The organism is uncultured Limnohabitans sp., from assembly GCF_937889215.1.
Taxonomy (GTDB): Bacteria; Pseudomonadota; Gammaproteobacteria; order Burkholderiales; family Burkholderiaceae_C; genus Limnohabitans_A.
Genome location: NZ_CALBEX010000201.1, coordinates 1 through 15,176, shown reverse-complemented (window position 1 = coordinate 15,176; position 15,176 = coordinate 1). Strand labels below are relative to the sequence as shown.

Genomic DNA, 15,176 nt, shown 5'->3' with positions numbered 1-15,176 from the left:
CGATCCCTTACACTGCCCCCACACCGCGAGCGGCCCCAGCCGCCAGAGACAACACACCATGATCATCACCAGCCTGCTCGACACCGATCTTTATAAATTCACCATGATGCAGGTCGTGCTGCACCAGTTTCCGGGCGCGCAGGTCGAATACAAATTCAAGTGCCGCAACCCGGGTGTGCCGCTGGCCCCGTGGGTCAAGGAAATCCGCGAAGAAATCCGCTCCCTGTGCGGCTTGACTTTCACAGAGGGCGAGCTGCAGTACCTGCGGTCCATGCGCTTCATCAAGAGCGACTTTGTCGACTTTTTGGACCTGTTCAAACTCCACGAAAAGCACATCGAAGTGACGGCGTTGGCTTCGGGCGAGATCGATATCACCATTCGTGGGCCGTGGCTGCACACGATTCTTTTCGAGATTCCGGTGCTCGCCATCGTCAATGAGGTGTACTTTCGCAACACCCAAAAGGTCCCCGACCTGATGGAGGGCCGCCGCCGCCTGGATACCAAGATTGCCCAGTTGCAGGCCCCAGGCCTTGAAACCCTGAAGATCGCCGACTACGGCACACGCCGCCGCTTTTCGCGGGCCTGGCACGAAGAGGTGCTGCGCGTCTTGTCAGCGCGACTGGGCACGGGGCCAGAAGGCCTTTTTGCGGGCACCAGCAACGTCTACTACGCCTATTTGCTGGGCCTGACACCGCTGGGCACCATGGCCCACGAGTATCTGCAAGCGTGCCAAGCCTTGGGGCCGCGCTTGCGTGACAGTCAGGTTTTTGCTTTCGAGTCATGGGCCAAGGAGTACCGGGGCGACTTGGGTATTGCCCTGAGCGATGTGTATGGCTTCAACGCTTTCTTGCGTGACTTCGACCTGTACTTTTGCAAGCTGTTTGACGGTGCGCGCCACGACAGTGGTGACCCGTTCAGCTGGGGCGAGCGCATGATCGAGCACTACCAGCAGAACCGGGTCGACCCCAAAACCAAGACCCTGATTTTCAGCGACAGCCTGACCATTCCTCGCACCATCGAGCTGTTCGAACAATTCCGAGGCCGCTGCCAGTTGGCGTTTGGGGTGGGGACCAACCTGACCAATGACCTGGGCTATGAGCCACTGCAAATCGTCATCAAGATGACACGCTGCAATGTGCAGCCTGTGGCCAAATTGTCTGACACGCCCGGCAAGGGCATGTGTGACGACGAGAAGTATTTGGCCTACTTGCGCCAAGTGTTCGAGATCACGCCCGGCGGCTGAGCTTCAGCGCCTCCAACCTTTTTGATTGACACCTTTCCAGCGATTTGAAAACCATGTCCAAACCGTCTATTTTGGTGGCCCGTGCCATCTTCCCCGAAGTCCTGCAGTCTTTGGCGCAGAAGTTTGAAGTCGAGAGCAACCAAGCCGACGAGGTCTGGTCTGCGCAAGAGTTGACGCGCCGCATGCAAGGCAAAGTGGGGGCGCTGACCACCGGCAGCGAGCGCATTGACGCGGCGCTGCTGCAGGCCAACCCTCAGCTGAAAATCGTGGCCAACATGGCCGTGGGTTACAACAACTTTGATGTGCCCGCCATGACCGCTGCAGGTGTCTTGGCCAGCAACACGCCCGATGTGCTGACCGAGACCACCGCCGACTTTGGCTTTGCTTTGCTCATGGCCACGGCACGCCGCATCACTGAAAGCGAGCATTACTTGCGTGCTGACCTTTGGAAAAAGTGGAGCTACGACATGTTTGCCGGTGCCGAAGTGCACGGCTCGACCATCGGCATCATCGGCATGGGCCGTATCGGCCAAGGCATTGCCCGCCGCGCCGCGCATGGTTTTGGCATGAATGTGATTTATCACAACCGCTCACGACTGAGCGCTGAGCTGGAAGCGCAGTGCAAGGCCACTTATGTGGGCAAACAAGAATTGCTGCAGACCGCCGACCATGTCATGCTGGTCGTGCCCTACAGCGCCGAGTCGCACCACACGATTGGCGCGGCCGAACTGGCCCAGATGAAGCCCACTGCCACGCTGGTCAACATTGCCCGCGGCGGCATCGTCGACGACGCGGCCTTGGCCAAGGCTTTGGCTGCAGGCCAAATCGCCGCTGCGGGCTTGGACGTGTTCGAGGGCGAACCCGCAGTGCACCCCGATTTGCTCAAGGTGCCCAATGTCGTGCTGACGCCCCACATTGCCAGCAGCACGGTCAAGACGCGCTTGGCCATGGCCCAACTGGCCGCGGACAATCTGGTGGCCTACCTGACCCAAGGTCAGGCGCTGACGCCTTTGAACCGCTTGCCCAGCGCCGCCGAATGAACGACTGGGTGCTGTTGGCCCTGGGTGGGCTGAACTTGCTGCTGTTGGTTTTGTTGGTGCTGCGCCCCAAGGTCGCCCCAGAGGTGCAGGGCGACCGGGTCGCCGAACAAACCGCATGGCAGCGGCAACAATTTGAAGCGCTGCAATCGCAGTCCGAACGGCTCGAGCGCGAGCTGCGCACAGAGATCAGCCAGTCTGGCGTGCAGGCTCGGCAAGAGGCCATGCAAAACCTGAGTTTGTTTCAACAATCCTTGTTGCAGCAAAGCGCCGAAGCCACCCGCACCCAAAACCAGCAAATCGACGCGTTGGCCCAGCAACTGGCTTTGCTGCAAAAAAGCCTGACCGACAGCCTGGCCCAGCAGGTCAATGCGCTGTCGGAGGCCAACGCCCGCCGCCTGACCGAAATGCGCGGCACCATGGAAACGCAGCTGGCCCAGCTGCAGCAAAGCAACGCGGCCAAGCTGGACGAAATGCGCCAGACCGTGGACGAAAAGTTGCAAGCCACCCTCCAAGCCCGCTTGGGCGAAAGCTTCAAGCAAGTGGCCGACCGCCTGGAGCAGGTGCACAAAGGCCTGGGCGAAATGCACACCCTGGCGCAAGGCGTGGGCGACCTCAAGCACTTGCTCACCAACGTCAAGACACGCGGCATGTTTGGCGAGGCGCAACTGGCTTCATTGCTCGAACAAGTGCTCACCCCAGAGCAATACGCGGTGCAAGTGGCCACCAAACCCGGTGACAAAAACCGGGTGGACTTTGCCATCCGTTTGCCGGGTCGCTCGGACAGCGGCCAGCCCGTGTGGTTGCCCATCGACGCGAAGTTCCCCAATGAAGACTACGAGCGCCTGCTGGAAGCCCAAGGCCGGGCCGACCCGCTTCAAGCCGAGCTGTGCGCCAAAGCCCTTGAAAACCGCATCAAGCTGGAAGCCAAGTCGATTGCAGAAAAGTACCTGGAGCCACCGCACACCACCGACTTTGCGGTGATGTTCTTGCCCACCGAAGGCCTGTATGCCGAGGTTTTGCGTCGCCCCGGCCTGATGGAAACCTTGCAGCGCGATCACCGCGTGACGCTGGCGGGGCCGACCAATTTGATGGCCATGCTCAACGCCCTGCAAATGGGCTTTCGCACGTTGGCCTTGGAAAAGCGCTCCAGCGAAGTCTGGCAAGTGTTGGGCGCGGTCAAGACCGAGTTTGGCAAGTTTGGCGATGTGCTGTCCAAGGTCCGCAACCAGACGCAAGCAGTCCTCAACACGCTGGACCAAGCCCAGACCCGCAGCAACGTCATGAGCCGCGCTTTGCGGCAGGTGGACGCGCTGCCCGAGTCGCAGGCCCAAGCGCTGCTGCCGGGCACTGCAGACGGCTTGCCAGAAGGCGTGGAGTGAGCCCAGATCTGGCCCGCCTGATTGCAGGCCAGATGTTCTTGCATGCTTGCATGGCGGGTATGCGAATGGCCATTCCCCTGTTGGCTCTTCAGCAAGGTTTCAGCGCAGTGGCAGTCGGTGCCCTGTTGGCCTTGTTTGCGCTGGCCCCCATGTTTTTGGCCTTGCCTGCAGGCCGTTACAGTGACCGCCGTGGCTTGCAAAAGCTCATGCGCATCAGTGTGGTGTTGGCAGCATCAGGCGTGGTGTTGTCGGCGGTGTGGCCTGTTTTTCCGGTGATGTGTGTCAGCGCACTGGCCGCCGGCGGGGCCACGGGCATGGCGGTCATTGCCTTGCAGCGGCATGTGGGCCGCATGGCCAAAGACCCGGGCGAGCTCAAAGTGGCTTTCAGTTGGTTGTCTTTGGGTCCAGCTGTCTCGAACTTTGTTGGCCCGGTGCTGGCGGGTCTGTTGATCGACTTTTCTGGGCCTGAGGCCGCACACATTTCGGGGTTCCGCTGGGCATTTTTGCTGATGGCGGTTTTTCCACTGGTGACTTGGTTTTGGATACGCAAGGTGCCCGAGTTGGCGCTTTCGCCAGAGCTTCCAAACGCCCAACCCCGGCGCGTTTGGGACCTTCTGGCCGAGCCCCTGATGCGGCGCTTGTTGGGCGTGAATTGGTTGCTTTCGTCTTGCTGGGATGTGCACACCTTTGTGGTGCCGGTGCTCGGACACGAGCGCGGTTACAGCGCTTCGGTGGTGGGGTCCATCTTGGGTTCATTTGCCTTGGCTGCGGCCTTTATCCGCGTGTGTTTGCCGTTCATTTCGCGCCATGTCAAAGAGCACCAAATCATCACCGGCGCCATGGTTTGCACAGCGATGCTGTTCGCCATTTACCCACTCATGCCGAGCGCTTTGACCATGGGCGTGTGTTCGGTGTTTCTGGGCTTGGTCTTGGGCACGGTGCAGCCTATGATCATGAGCACCTTGCACCAAATCACCCCGCAGCACCGACAAGGCGAGGCACTGGGCCTGCGCCTGATGAGCATCAATGCGTCCAGTGTGCTCATGCCCATGCTGTTTGGCACCGTCGGGGCCATCGTGGGTGTGGCCCCTTTGTTCTGGGTGGTGGGTATGGCGGTGGGTTCAGGGGCCCGTGGTGCTTGGCATTTGCGACCCCGCCAGGCGTCGCAAGCTCATGACACCTTGAGTTGATAAAAATCGCAGATCGCTTGCCAAGCCGCCTCGGGGGTGTCGACGTAGTGGAACAGCTTCAGGTCTGTTTCTGAAATCGTGCCTTCTCGCACCAGCACGTCCATGTCGATCAGGCGTTTCCAGAAATCGGTCCCAAACAGCAAGATCGGTACCGGACGGGCTTTGCGTGTTTGCACCAAGGTCATCACCTCGAACAACTCGTCCAGCGTGCCAAAACCGCCTGGAAAAGCCACCAAAGCCTTGGCCCGGATCATGAAGTGCATCTTGCGCAGCGCGAAGTAATGGAACTTGAAGCTCAGATCTGGCGTGACGTAGGGGTTGGGGTGTTGCTCGTGGGGCAGGGCAATGTTCAGCGCAACTGAGGGCGCGCCGGCTTCTTGGGCCCCTCGGTTGGCCGCTTCCATGATGCCGGGGCCGCCGCCCGTGCAGATGTAAAGCTTTTCATCTGCAGGCAGGCAAGAGCAGGTCTGCGCCACCTTCTGCGCAAAGAGCCGGGCGTTTTCGTAATGCTCGGCGTTGCGCACATGGGCTTGGGCCTTGGCAATGTCGGATGCCTGCCCGCTGAGCTGCGCGGCCTGCAGCTGGGCTTGGGCGGTTTCGCGGTCCACAAAGCGGGCGCTGCCAAACACCACCACGGTGTGCTCAATGCCCGCTTCGGCTTGCGCCAGATCGGGTTTGAGCATTTCCAGCTGAAAGCGGATGCCTCGGGTTTCGCGGCGCAGCAAAAATTCAGGGTCGGCAAAGGCCAGGCGGTGCGCTTCGGGTTTCAGCCAGTCGCTGGTTTTGGCCTCGGCCTGCAGGTCAGCCCACGCATGAGGCAGGGAGGGATCTTTGAGATTTTGAGTGCTTTCCATGACAGCGATTGTGCATGCCCAGTAAAGCGTGAACGAAGCGGGCATGCATTGGCCCATGAAAAAAGCCCCTTGCGGGGCTTTCATCAGGGGGGTGATCCAAAGATCAGACGCGCTTGCGGTATTCGCCTGTGCGTGTGTCGATTTCGATCTTGTCGCCTTGGGCCACAAACAAGGGCACTGGCACTTCCAAGCCGGTGGCGATCTTGGCGGGCTTGAGCACTTTGCCTGAGGTGTCGCCTTTGACGGCGGGCTCGGTCCAGGTGATCTCGCGCACCACGCTGGTGGGCAGTTCGACCGAGATGGCTTTTTCGTTGTAGAACACCACTTCGAGTTCCATGCCGTCTTCCAGGTAGTTCAAAGCGTCGCCCATGTTGGTGGCTTCGACTTCGTACTGGTTGAAATCGGTGTCCATGCAAACGTACATGGGGTCAGCGAAGTAAGAGTAGGTGCACTCTTTTTTGTCCAAGATGACTTGGTCCATCTTGTCGTCAGCACGGAACACGTTTTCGGTGCCGAAGTTGGCGATCAAGCTTTTGAGCTTCATGCGCACAGTGGACGAGCCGCGGCCGCCACGTTGGTATTCTGTGCGCAGGACGACCATGGGGTCTTTGCCGTGCATGATGACGTTGCCGACGCGGATTTCTTGAGCGGTTTTCATAGGAATTGAGTCTGAAATGAAAGAGGGTGGCTTGAAGCAAAGCCCGTTATTCTAACCTGTGGGTGAGGGGATTGCGGCTGAGCCAGGCGGCAGCGCATCAGTCAAGCGCCGTCAAGCCGTGGGCCAGACCGCCCAGCACAATGCCGCCCAGGGCCCACATGATGTCGGTGTTGCCCGTGCCCAAGGCCGCAATGGCTGGGCCGGGGCACACCCCGCTCAAACCCCAGCCCACGCCAAAAATGGCCGAGCCGATCACGGTCTCGCGGTTCCAGTTGGCCGGCTGGGTCAGGAATTGACCGCCCAGCAAAGGGCGACGCAAGGCGCGCGGAAAGCCTTTGTAAGCCAGCAGCGCCAGACCGGCTGCGCCGCCCATGACCAGCATCAGGCCCCAGTCCTGAAAGCGCAAAAAGCTCAAAACCACATCGGGCTGAACCATGGTGGCCAGTGACAAGCCAAAGCCAAACAAGGCCCCGGCGACCAGGGTGACCAGTGCCTTGGGCGGGGTCAGGGTGTGAGGGTTCAGCGGGTTCATGCCAGGCCTTTCGTGAACATTGCCATCAGGTTGGCGGTCATGAAGGCGGTGGCCATGAAGGTCAGCACCGCGCCCAGCGAAGGCAGTTGCAAAGAGCCCAGGCCACAAATGCCGTGGCCGGATGTGCAGCCATTGCCCAAACGCGCGCCGTAGCCCACCAAAAAGCCGCCCACCAGCAGTTGCCATGCCGGCACGCTGGTTTGCTGCGTTTGGCCATCCGTCAATGTGAAGCGCCAAACGAAGGCTCCCAGCACCACGCCCAAGGCGTAGACCAGCCGCCAGTGGCGGGTGTCCACAAAGCGGGTTTGCTGGAAAAACACCCGTTTGGACACGAACGACCAACTGCTGGAAAAGACGGAACTCATGCCGCCGACCCAGCCGTTGAACAAATACAGCAGCGCCACGCCAGCGCCAATGGTCAGGCCGCCCAGCAGGTAGTGCTGCCAGCCGAGGGGGAAGAGGGTGTCAATCAGAGTCATGGATCGAGATTATCAAGGAGGATTTCGGGTCGATTGGTGAGGCCCGATAGAACCATATCCGGCGTGAGCCATTAGCTGGAAAAGAACCCGCTCAGTCTGTTCTAGCGGTGCAGGCCATGGGCAGCATCAATTGGTGCACCAAGTCGCGCTGCGTCAACAGCGACAGCCTTGCCGCTTGTGCGCAGGCTGACCAGTCTGCCAGCGCGCCTGAATTGAGCGCAGGCCATTCACCCGCTTCCATCCCGTTCCAAACCCGATGCGCCCGCCGAAGGCTCTGCGGCGCCTGCATCCACTCCAAAAACGCTTCCAGCTTGGCATGGTGCGCGTTGTCGTCTTGTGGGTAGATGTGCCAGATGAAGGGCTGGCCTGCCCACAGGGCGCGCACCAGCGAGTCTTCGCCGCGCACAAAATTCAAGTCGCAGGCCCAGAGCATCTCGTCAAAGCCGTTTTGGTCGGTGTAGGGCAGGGCGCTCCAGTGTGGTGGCTTGGTCATGCCCGCCAGCGCTTGCTGCACCGCCGCCAGCGGGCGGCCTGGGGTGACCAACAGGTGGTGGGGTGTGCCCACCAGCTGCGTCAGCAGTTGGGGCAGGGCGGCGGGTTCGTAGCAAAACAGGCTGATCAGCAGGCCGCCCGGGGCCAAGTCTGGGGCGTGTTGCTGACGCCAGGCAGTGCGGTCAAAGCTTTGTTGCCGTTCCTGCAAATCGGTTTCGCGCAGCAGACCGCCCGTGTCTGCCGTGAAGCCGGGATAGAAAAAGCGTTTGGTCCAGCCTTTGGCCGGGCCGCTCATCACGGGCGAAGGCAGGCCGTGCATGCGGGGCACCCAGTCTTCGGCGCTCAGGTATTCGAGGTTGATCCAGGCCGGTTGTTGTGGGTGCGTGGCGACAGCGTGGGCCACAAAGGCTTCTGGCAGGGTGCAGCCAAAGGCTTCAATCCACACGTCGGCGGGCTTCAAGCTTTTCAGCACCTCGCTTTGGCTGGCGGCGGCCCAGGGCAGCACTTGCAGTTTAGGCAGGGCATGGGCGTCAGGGGCCATCCAAGGGAGGGCCGAGGCGTCGTCTACCCACAGGCGCACCGATTGGCCTTGGGCCAGCAGCTGGCGGGCGAGCCGCCAGCACACGCCCAGGTCGCCGTGGTTGTCGATAACGGTGCAAAAAATGTCCCAAAGCCGGTGCGAGTTCATGGTGGGGAATTGTCGGGGCAAAGTGTTTGCCCGTCACAATACGCGCCATGACAGCGGCACACGACGAATCTTTGCTGGCCCAAGTGGCCGCGCTCCCGGCTTTGCCGGGGGTTTACCGTTACTTTGATGCGCAGGGCAGCGTGCTGTATGTGGGCAAGGCCAAGCAGCTCAAAAAGCGGGTATCGAGCTATTTCCAGAAGGACCATGGCGGCACGCGCATTGGCCACATGGTCAGCAAGATCGCCCGGATGGAGACCACGGTGGTGCGCTCCGAGGCCGAGGCGCTGCTGCTCGAAAACAACCTCATCAAGACGCTCAGCCCGCGCTTCAACATCCTGTTTCGGGACGACAAGACCTACCCCTACCTCAAGCTCACGGGCAACGGCACGCTGTTTTTGAAGGCCGTGCCAAGCGCTTCGGGGGCGCCCGAGCCGCAAACCTTTCCCCGTGTGGCGTATTACCGGGGCTCGGTTGAGAAAAAGCACCGGTATTTCGGGCCGTTTCCCAGTGCTTGGGCCGTCAAGGAGACGATTCAGCTCTTGCAAAAAGTGTTTCGCCTGCGCACTTGCGAAGATACGGTGTTTGCCAATCGCACCCGGCCGTGTTTGTTGTACCAAATCAAGCGGTGCTCTGGGCCCTGTGTGAACCTGATCAGCCCGCAGGCTTATGCCGACGATGTGCAGCATGCTGAGCGGTTTTTGCGTGGCGAAACGCAAGCGCTGTTGCAAGAGATGGAAGCGCGGATGATGGCGCACGCCGAGCGCTTGGCCTTTGAGCAAGCGGCCGAGGTGCGCAACCAAATGACGGCTTTGTCGCGGGTGTTGCACCAGCAGTCGGTGGACACCGGCACGGACACCGATGTGGACATACTGGCCGTGCGGGTGCAGGGCGGGCGCGCTTGCGTGAACCTGGCCATGGTGCGTGGCGGGCGGCATTTGGGCGACCGGGCGTATTTTCCGGCGCATGTGGAAGATGCCCATGCCTTGCAGTCGGTCGAGGACGATGCAGAACTGCAGCGCCCGGTGGAGCAGCAGGTGCTGGAGGCCTTTTTGGCGCAGCATTACATCGGCATTCCGGTGCCAGCGGCCTTGATCACCAGCGTGGCGGTGGACAAAGCCTTGCTGGCGGCCTTGTCTCAACAAGCGGGCTACAAAATCGCCGCCGTGCACAACCCGCGTGAGCAGCGCCGGGTGTGGCTGGAGATGAGCGAGAAAAATGCCGACATCCAGCTGGCCCGTTTGCTGGCCGAAGAAGGCTCACAGCAGGCCCGCACGCGTGCGCTGGCAGAGGCGCTGGACCTGGCCCCGGACGATGTGGACGCTTTGCATGTGGAGTGTTTTGACATCTCGCACACGGCGGGCGAGAACACGCAGGCGTCTTGTGTGGTGTTTCGCCAGCACAAGATGCAAAGCAGCGAATACCGCCGCTACAACATCGAGGGCATCACGCCGGGCGACGATTACGCAGCCATGCACCAGGTGCTGATGCGCCGTTACAGCAAACTGGCCGAAGCGTTGCGTAGCGCGGAGGGCACGGCCCGTTTGCCCGACATCGTGCTGATCGACGGCGGCAAGGGTCAGGTGTCGATGGCGCGCGATGTGTTCACGCAGCTGGGCCTGGATTTGTCGCGCATTGTGGGCGTGGAAAAAGGCGAGGGCCGCAAGGTGGGCCTGGAAGAGCTGGTGTTTGCCGATGGCCGCGAGAAGGTCTACTTGGGCAAGGATTCGGCAGCGCTCATGCTGGTCGCGCAAATTCGAGACGAGGCGCACCGCTTTGCCATCACAGGCATGCGGGCGCAGCGGGCCAAGGTCCGCATGGGCGGCAGCAAGATCGAGGAAATCCCGGGCATCGGGCCGCGCAAACGGGCCAAATTGCTTCAGCGCTTTGGCGGTGTGCGGGGGGTGGAAAGTGCCAGCGTGGAGGACTTGCTGGGCGTTGAAGGCATTTCGCGGGAGCTGGCCGAGACCATTTACAACGCCTTGCACTGAACCAAGACACCCTTGTCATGAAACGCTTGGTCGCGCATGCCACAATCAACAACATGTTTTTCACGATCCCCACCATCATGACCTGGACGCGCATCGTCGCGATCCCTTTGATCATTGGCGTGTACTACCTCGACAGCCTGAAGGTGGAGACGCAAAATTTGATCGCCACGGTCATGTTTGTGCTGTTTGCCTTCACCGATTGGCTGGACGGCTTTTTGGCCCGCAAACTGAACCAGACTTCGGCTTTCGGAGCCTTTTTGGACCCGGTGGCCGACAAGTTCTTGGTCTGCGCGGCCTTGCTGATGCTGGTGCAAATGGACCGGGTGAATGTTCTGGTGGCGCTCATCATCATTGGCCGCGAGATCGCCATCTCGTCCCTGCGCGAGTGGATGGCCCAGATTGGGGCCAGCAAAAGTGTGGCGGTGCACATGGTGGGCAAGCTCAAGACCACGGTGCAAATGGTGGCGATTCCCTTTTTGCTCTACAACGGCACCCTGTTCGGGGTGCTCGACACCCGCGTTTGGGGTGATGTGCTGATTGTTGTGGCCGCCGTTTTGACGGTGTGGTCCATGGTCTATTACATGCAAAAGGCCTTGCCTGAAATCCGAGCCCGCGTGAAATGAGCGGGGGGGCGGAATCCGACGTCTGGGTGCGGGCGACACCCGTCGTGTTTGTGCTGATTTGGAGCACCGGCTTCATCGTCGCCCGTTTTGGCATGCCCCATGCTCCACCTTTGTCTTTTTTGTCGCTGCGTTACGCTTTGTCGATCGCGTGCTTTTTGCCCTGGATCCTGTGGGCCAAGGTGGCATGGCCCCAAAGCCGCCAACAATGTTTGCATTTGTCCGTCACAGGTTTGTTGATGCACGCGGGCTATTTGGGCGGCGTGTGGCTGGCGGTCAAGGCCGGAATGGGCTCGGGCTTGTCGTCCTTGGTTGTGGGGTTTCAGCCCGTCTTGACGGCCATTTGGCTGGCTTACAGTTTGCGCGGCAGCGACCAGCCCGGCGTCTCGCGCCGGCAATGGTTGGGTTTGCTGCTGGGTTTTGTGGGTTTGCTGATGGTGGTCTGGCGCAAGTTGACGCTGGGCACGCCCTTGGACCACGTCACGCCTGCCAATATGGAGTTTGTCTTGGGCGCTTTGCTCAGCATCACCGTGGGCACGCTCTACCAAAAGCGCTTTGTCAAACCCTGCGATGTGCGCTCGGCCAACACGGTGCAGTTGGTGGCGGCCCTGGTGCTGACCCTGCCACTGGCTTGGATGGAAACTGAAACCATGCGCTGGAACAGCGAATTGGTGGGAGCGATGGCCTGGTCTGTGCTGGGGTTGACCTTGGGCGGCAGTTCGCTGTTGTACATGTTGATCCAGCGTGGGGCTGCGGCCTCGGTCACCAGCCTCATGTATTTGGTGCCGCCCACCACGGCCATGATGGCCTGGTTCTTGTTTGGCGAAAGCATCACCGCCATGACGCTGGCGGGCACGGCCCTGACCGCTTTGGGCGTGAGCTTGGTCGTGCGGTCACCTCGGTGAAAGCCACAAGCCCTGTTGGCGTGTATTCTTCGCACAATTTTTTTGAAGGAAGCCCCATGACCCGACACCGTATTGCCGTGATCCCTGGCGATGGCATTGGCCAAGAAGTGATGCCCGAGGGCCTGCGCGTCATGGACGCTGCTGCCCGCAAGTTTGGCATCGACCTGCAATTTGACCATTTCGACTTTTCCAGCTGGGATTACTTCGAAAAGCACGGCCAGATGCTGCCGGACAACTGGAAAGACCAGATCGGTGGCCACGACGCTTTGTATTTTGGTGCCGTGGGTTGGCCCGACAAAATCGCCGACCACGTTTCGCTGTGGGGCTCTTTGCTTTTGTTTCGCCGTGAGTTTGACCAATACATCAACCTGCGCCCGGCACGCTTGATGCCCGGCATCATCGCGCCTGTGGTGCGACGCGACGGCAGTGCGCGTCAGCCCGGTGAGATCGACATGTACATCGTGCGTGAAAACACCGAGGGAGAGTACTCCAGCGTCGGCGGCCGCATGTTCCCGGGCACCGAGCGTGAGATCGTGATGCAGGAATCCATCATGACCCGGATTGGTGTGGACCGTGTCTTGAAGTTTGCGTTTGAGCTGGCGCAGTCGCGCCCCAAAAAGCACCTGACCAGCGCCACCAAGTCCAATGGCATTGCCATCACCATGCCCTACTGGGACGAGCGTGTGGCCGAGATGGCCAAAGCCTATTCGGGCGTCAACGTGGACAAATTTCACATCGACATCCTCACTGCCCACTTTGTGCAGCGCCCTGACTTTTTTGACGTGGTGGTGGCCAGCAATTTGTTTGGCGACATCCTGAGCGATTTGGGCCCCGCTTGTACAGGCACCATCGGCATCGCGCCTAGCGCCAACCTCAATCCGGACCGCAAATTTCCGTCACTCTTTGAGCCCGTGCACGGCTCGGCCCCCGACATCGCAGGCCAAGGCATTGCCAACCCGATTGGACAGATTTGGTGCGGCGCGATGATGCTGGAATTTCTGGGCCACAAAGACGCGCACGATGCCGTCTTGGGTGCCATTGAAAAGGTGTTGGCAGCAGGTGCCGATGCACCCCGCACGCCCGATTTGGGGGGCAAGGCCACCACGGCAGATGTGGGTCGCGCCATTGTCGAAGCCCTGTGAGATCCATACAGCAGCCTAGGGTTTTTCCTAGGCTCTTTCGCCATTTCAGTCGATCGCATTGGGTTAAAAAAACTCGCCCCGCAACCCAGTTCATGGGCTTTCGGGGCTAAAATTAAATTCCAGTCGGCGCTTGCTTCGATGCGATTGACAGACCCACAAGGTCTGTATTTAATCAACAAAGGCATTCAGTGCCTCAATAAATTGCACCAACATGCCCATGCTGTTGGTACCAATCTCAGTCCACACGTCGGTTATCCCGACACTAACACCCAGAGGTTTTTTGTGAACAAAACAGAATTGATCGAACACATTGCCAAGCACGCTGACCTGTCCAAGGCCGCTGCAGGTCGCGCATTGGAAGCCACGATGGGCGCTGTGCGCACTACCTTGAAAAAAGGTGGCACGGTTTCTTTGGTGGGTTTTGGTACCTTTGCCGTTGGCAAGCGTGCTGCCCGCACCGGCCGCAACCCACGCACCGGCGCTGCGATTAAAATCAAGAAAGCCAATGTGCCAAAGTTCCGTCCAGGCAAGGGTCTGAAAGACGCTTTGAACTGAAACACATTTGAGAGGGCGCTTAGCTCAGTTGGTAGAGCGGCTCCTTTACACGGAGTAGGTCGGCGGTTCGAGACCGTCAGCGCCCACCACCTCTCAATCAAAGGCGAACCCCAGGTTCGCCTTTTTTCTTGACAACCTGAGACTTCGCACATGTTTGATTCCATCCGCAACAATTCCAAGATCCTGATGGGCTTGCTGGTTTTGCTGATCATTCCATCGTTTGTTTTGTTTGGCGTGGATGGTTACAGCAACATGAGCGATCGCGGTGCCGTGGTCGCCAAAGTCGGGGACTTTGAAATCACGCAGCAAGAATGGGATGCTGTGCATCAACAAGAAGTCGACCGCATTCGTGCTTCCATGCCGAATCTTGATGCCAAAATGCTCGGCTCAGCGCAGGCCCGTTACGCCAGCCTGGAGCGCATGGTCAACGACCGTTTGATTGGCGTCGCTTCAGAAAAACAACTCTTGGTCACCAGCGACCAGCGTCTGGCCAATTACCTGCAGCAAGACCCGTCCATTGCCAGCTTGCGCGGCCCCGATGGCAAACTCGACATGGACCGTTACCGCCAATTGGCTGCAAGTCAGAGCATGACCCCTGAGATGTTCGAGGCGCGTGTCCGCCGCGATTTGTCCAATCAGCAGGTGTTGTCCGCCGTGCAATCTTCGGCGTTGGCATCGCAACGACAAAGCGACACAGCGCTCGATGCTTTTTTGCAGCGTCGCGAAGTCCAAATTCAGCGCTTTGACCCCACTGCATTTGTCGCCAAGGTTGAAGTCGCGGATGCCGATCTCGAAAAGTTTTACCAGGCGAAGTCTGACCGTTTCCGTTCACCAGAGTCAGCCGATGTTGAATACCTGGTTCTTGATGCGGCCGCTTTGGCCAAAAATATTCAGCTGCCCGAACAAGATGTTCAAACCTATTACGAGCAAAACCTGCAGCGACTGGCAGGCCAGGAACAACGCCGCGCCAGCCACATCTTGATCAACGCCGCACAGGACGCAACCGAAGCTGACCGCAACCAAGCGCGCGCCAAGGCCGACGCTTTGTTGGCCGATTTGCGCAAAGACCCCAAGGCCTTTGCCGAGCTGGCGCGCAAAAATTCGGATGACCCGGGTTCTGCTGCCAACGGGGGCGACCTGGATTTCTTTGCCAAAGGTGCGATGGTCAAGGCGTTTGAAGACGCTGCCTTTGCTTTGCAAAAAGGTGAAATCAGTCAGGTGGTGACCTCCGAGTTTGGTTTCCACATCATTCAGCTGACCGACATCAAAGCCCCCGTGACCCCGAGCTTGGAAAGCATGCGCACACAGCTGGAGGCTGACTTGCGCGAACAACAAGCCAAACGCCAGTATGCTGAATTTGCCGAAACTTTCAGCAACAGCGTCTACGAAGAGGCTGACACCTTCAAGCCCG

Annotated in this window: 15 protein-coding genes and 1 tRNA gene; 11 read left to right on the top strand and 5 right to left on the bottom strand. The window is 59.7% G+C overall.

What is annotated here, in order from left to right:
- Window positions 1–58 precede the first annotated feature (58 nt).
- Genes pncB through Q0341_RS05190 form a run of 4 tightly spaced genes read left to right on the top strand, consistent with a single transcriptional unit; the run spans window position 59 to window position 4,852 of the window.
- A complete protein-coding gene (gene pncB, locus Q0341_RS05205; RefSeq protein ID WP_299511016.1) occupies window positions 59–1,243 on the top strand; it encodes a nicotinate phosphoribosyltransferase in 1,185 nt (394 codons plus the stop codon).
- Between the two features lie 53 nt (window positions 1,244–1,296).
- Window positions 1,297–2,283 carry a D-glycerate dehydrogenase gene (locus tag Q0341_RS05200; protein WP_299511011.1) on the top strand — a complete coding sequence of 329 codons (987 nt, stop codon included), beginning with the start codon at window positions 1,297–1,299 and terminating at the stop codon, window positions 2,281–2,283.
- The gene (gene rmuC / locus Q0341_RS05195) at window positions 2,280–3,662 is read left to right on the top strand and encodes a DNA recombination protein RmuC (protein WP_299511010.1); all 1,383 of its coding nucleotides are present in this window, start codon (window positions 2,280–2,282) and stop codon (window positions 3,660–3,662) included. Before Q0341_RS05200 ends, rmuC begins: the two co-directional genes overlap by 4 nt.
- Window positions 3,659–4,852: an MFS transporter gene (locus Q0341_RS05190; RefSeq protein ID WP_299511009.1), complete on the top strand. Its 1,194-nt coding sequence runs from the start codon at window positions 3,659–3,661 to the stop codon at window positions 4,850–4,852. The genes rmuC and Q0341_RS05190 overlap by 4 nt, the downstream gene beginning before the upstream one ends.
- On the opposite strand, the gene Q0341_RS05185 is transcribed toward Q0341_RS05190, so the two are convergent.
- From Q0341_RS05185 to earP, 5 genes are all read right to left on the bottom strand, one after another.
- The gene (locus tag Q0341_RS05185; RefSeq protein ID WP_299511014.1) at window positions 4,834–5,706 is read right to left on the bottom strand and encodes a TIGR00730 family Rossman fold protein; all 873 of its coding nucleotides are present in this window, start codon (window positions 5,704–5,706) and stop codon (window positions 4,834–4,836) included. The two genes, Q0341_RS05190 and Q0341_RS05185, sit on opposite strands and share 19 nt — an antisense overlap.
- Before the next feature lie 103 nt (window positions 5,707–5,809).
- Entirely contained in the window at window positions 5,810–6,364 is a 555-nt protein-coding gene (efp, locus tag Q0341_RS05180; protein WP_299511008.1) for an elongation factor P, read from the bottom strand.
- 97 nt (window positions 6,365–6,461) lie between these two features.
- Window positions 6,462–6,896, bottom strand: a complete 435-nt coding sequence (locus Q0341_RS05175; RefSeq protein WP_299511007.1) for a DUF6691 family protein — start codon at window positions 6,894–6,896, stop codon at window positions 6,462–6,464.
- A complete protein-coding gene (locus Q0341_RS05170) occupies window positions 6,893–7,375 on the bottom strand; it encodes a YeeE/YedE thiosulfate transporter family protein (RefSeq protein ID WP_299511006.1) in 483 nt (160 codons plus the stop codon). The genes Q0341_RS05175 and Q0341_RS05170 overlap by 4 nt, the downstream gene beginning before the upstream one ends.
- Before the next feature lie 91 nt (window positions 7,376–7,466).
- Window positions 7,467–8,555: an elongation factor P maturation arginine rhamnosyltransferase EarP gene (gene earP / locus Q0341_RS05165; RefSeq protein ID WP_299511004.1), complete on the bottom strand. Its 1,089-nt coding sequence runs from the start codon at window positions 8,553–8,555 to the stop codon at window positions 7,467–7,469.
- Between the two features lie 47 nt (window positions 8,556–8,602).
- Here earP and uvrC point away from each other — a divergent pair, with 47 nt between their 5' ends.
- The 7 genes from uvrC to Q0341_RS05130 form a co-directional block, all read left to right on the top strand.
- On the top strand, window positions 8,603–10,543 hold the full coding sequence (uvrC, locus tag Q0341_RS05160) for an excinuclease ABC subunit UvrC (protein WP_299511003.1): 1,941 nt from the start codon (window positions 8,603–8,605) through the stop codon (window positions 10,541–10,543).
- A gap of 53 nt (window positions 10,544–10,596) precedes the next feature.
- The gene (pgsA, locus tag Q0341_RS05155) at window positions 10,597–11,166 is read left to right on the top strand and encodes a CDP-diacylglycerol--glycerol-3-phosphate 3-phosphatidyltransferase (protein WP_299511012.1); all 570 of its coding nucleotides are present in this window, start codon (window positions 10,597–10,599) and stop codon (window positions 11,164–11,166) included.
- Window positions 11,163–12,068: a DMT family transporter gene (locus Q0341_RS05150; RefSeq protein ID WP_299511002.1), complete on the top strand. Its 906-nt coding sequence runs from the start codon at window positions 11,163–11,165 to the stop codon at window positions 12,066–12,068. The genes pgsA and Q0341_RS05150 overlap by 4 nt, the downstream gene beginning before the upstream one ends.
- Before the next feature lie 56 nt (window positions 12,069–12,124).
- Window positions 12,125–13,210 carry a tartrate dehydrogenase gene (locus Q0341_RS05145; protein ID WP_299511001.1) on the top strand — a complete coding sequence of 362 codons (1,086 nt, stop codon included), beginning with the start codon at window positions 12,125–12,127 and terminating at the stop codon, window positions 13,208–13,210.
- Between the two features lie 282 nt (window positions 13,211–13,492).
- Entirely contained in the window at window positions 13,493–13,765 is a 273-nt protein-coding gene (locus tag Q0341_RS05140; protein WP_019428312.1) for an HU family DNA-binding protein, read from the top strand.
- 13 nt (window positions 13,766–13,778) lie between these two features.
- Window positions 13,779–13,854: transfer RNA gene (locus tag Q0341_RS05135), tRNA-Val, on the top strand.
- Between the two features lie 61 nt (window positions 13,855–13,915).
- Window positions 13,916–15,176, top strand: a 1,261-nt coding sequence (locus Q0341_RS05130; RefSeq protein ID WP_299511000.1) for a SurA N-terminal domain-containing protein, incomplete at its 3' end; no start/stop codon positions are given.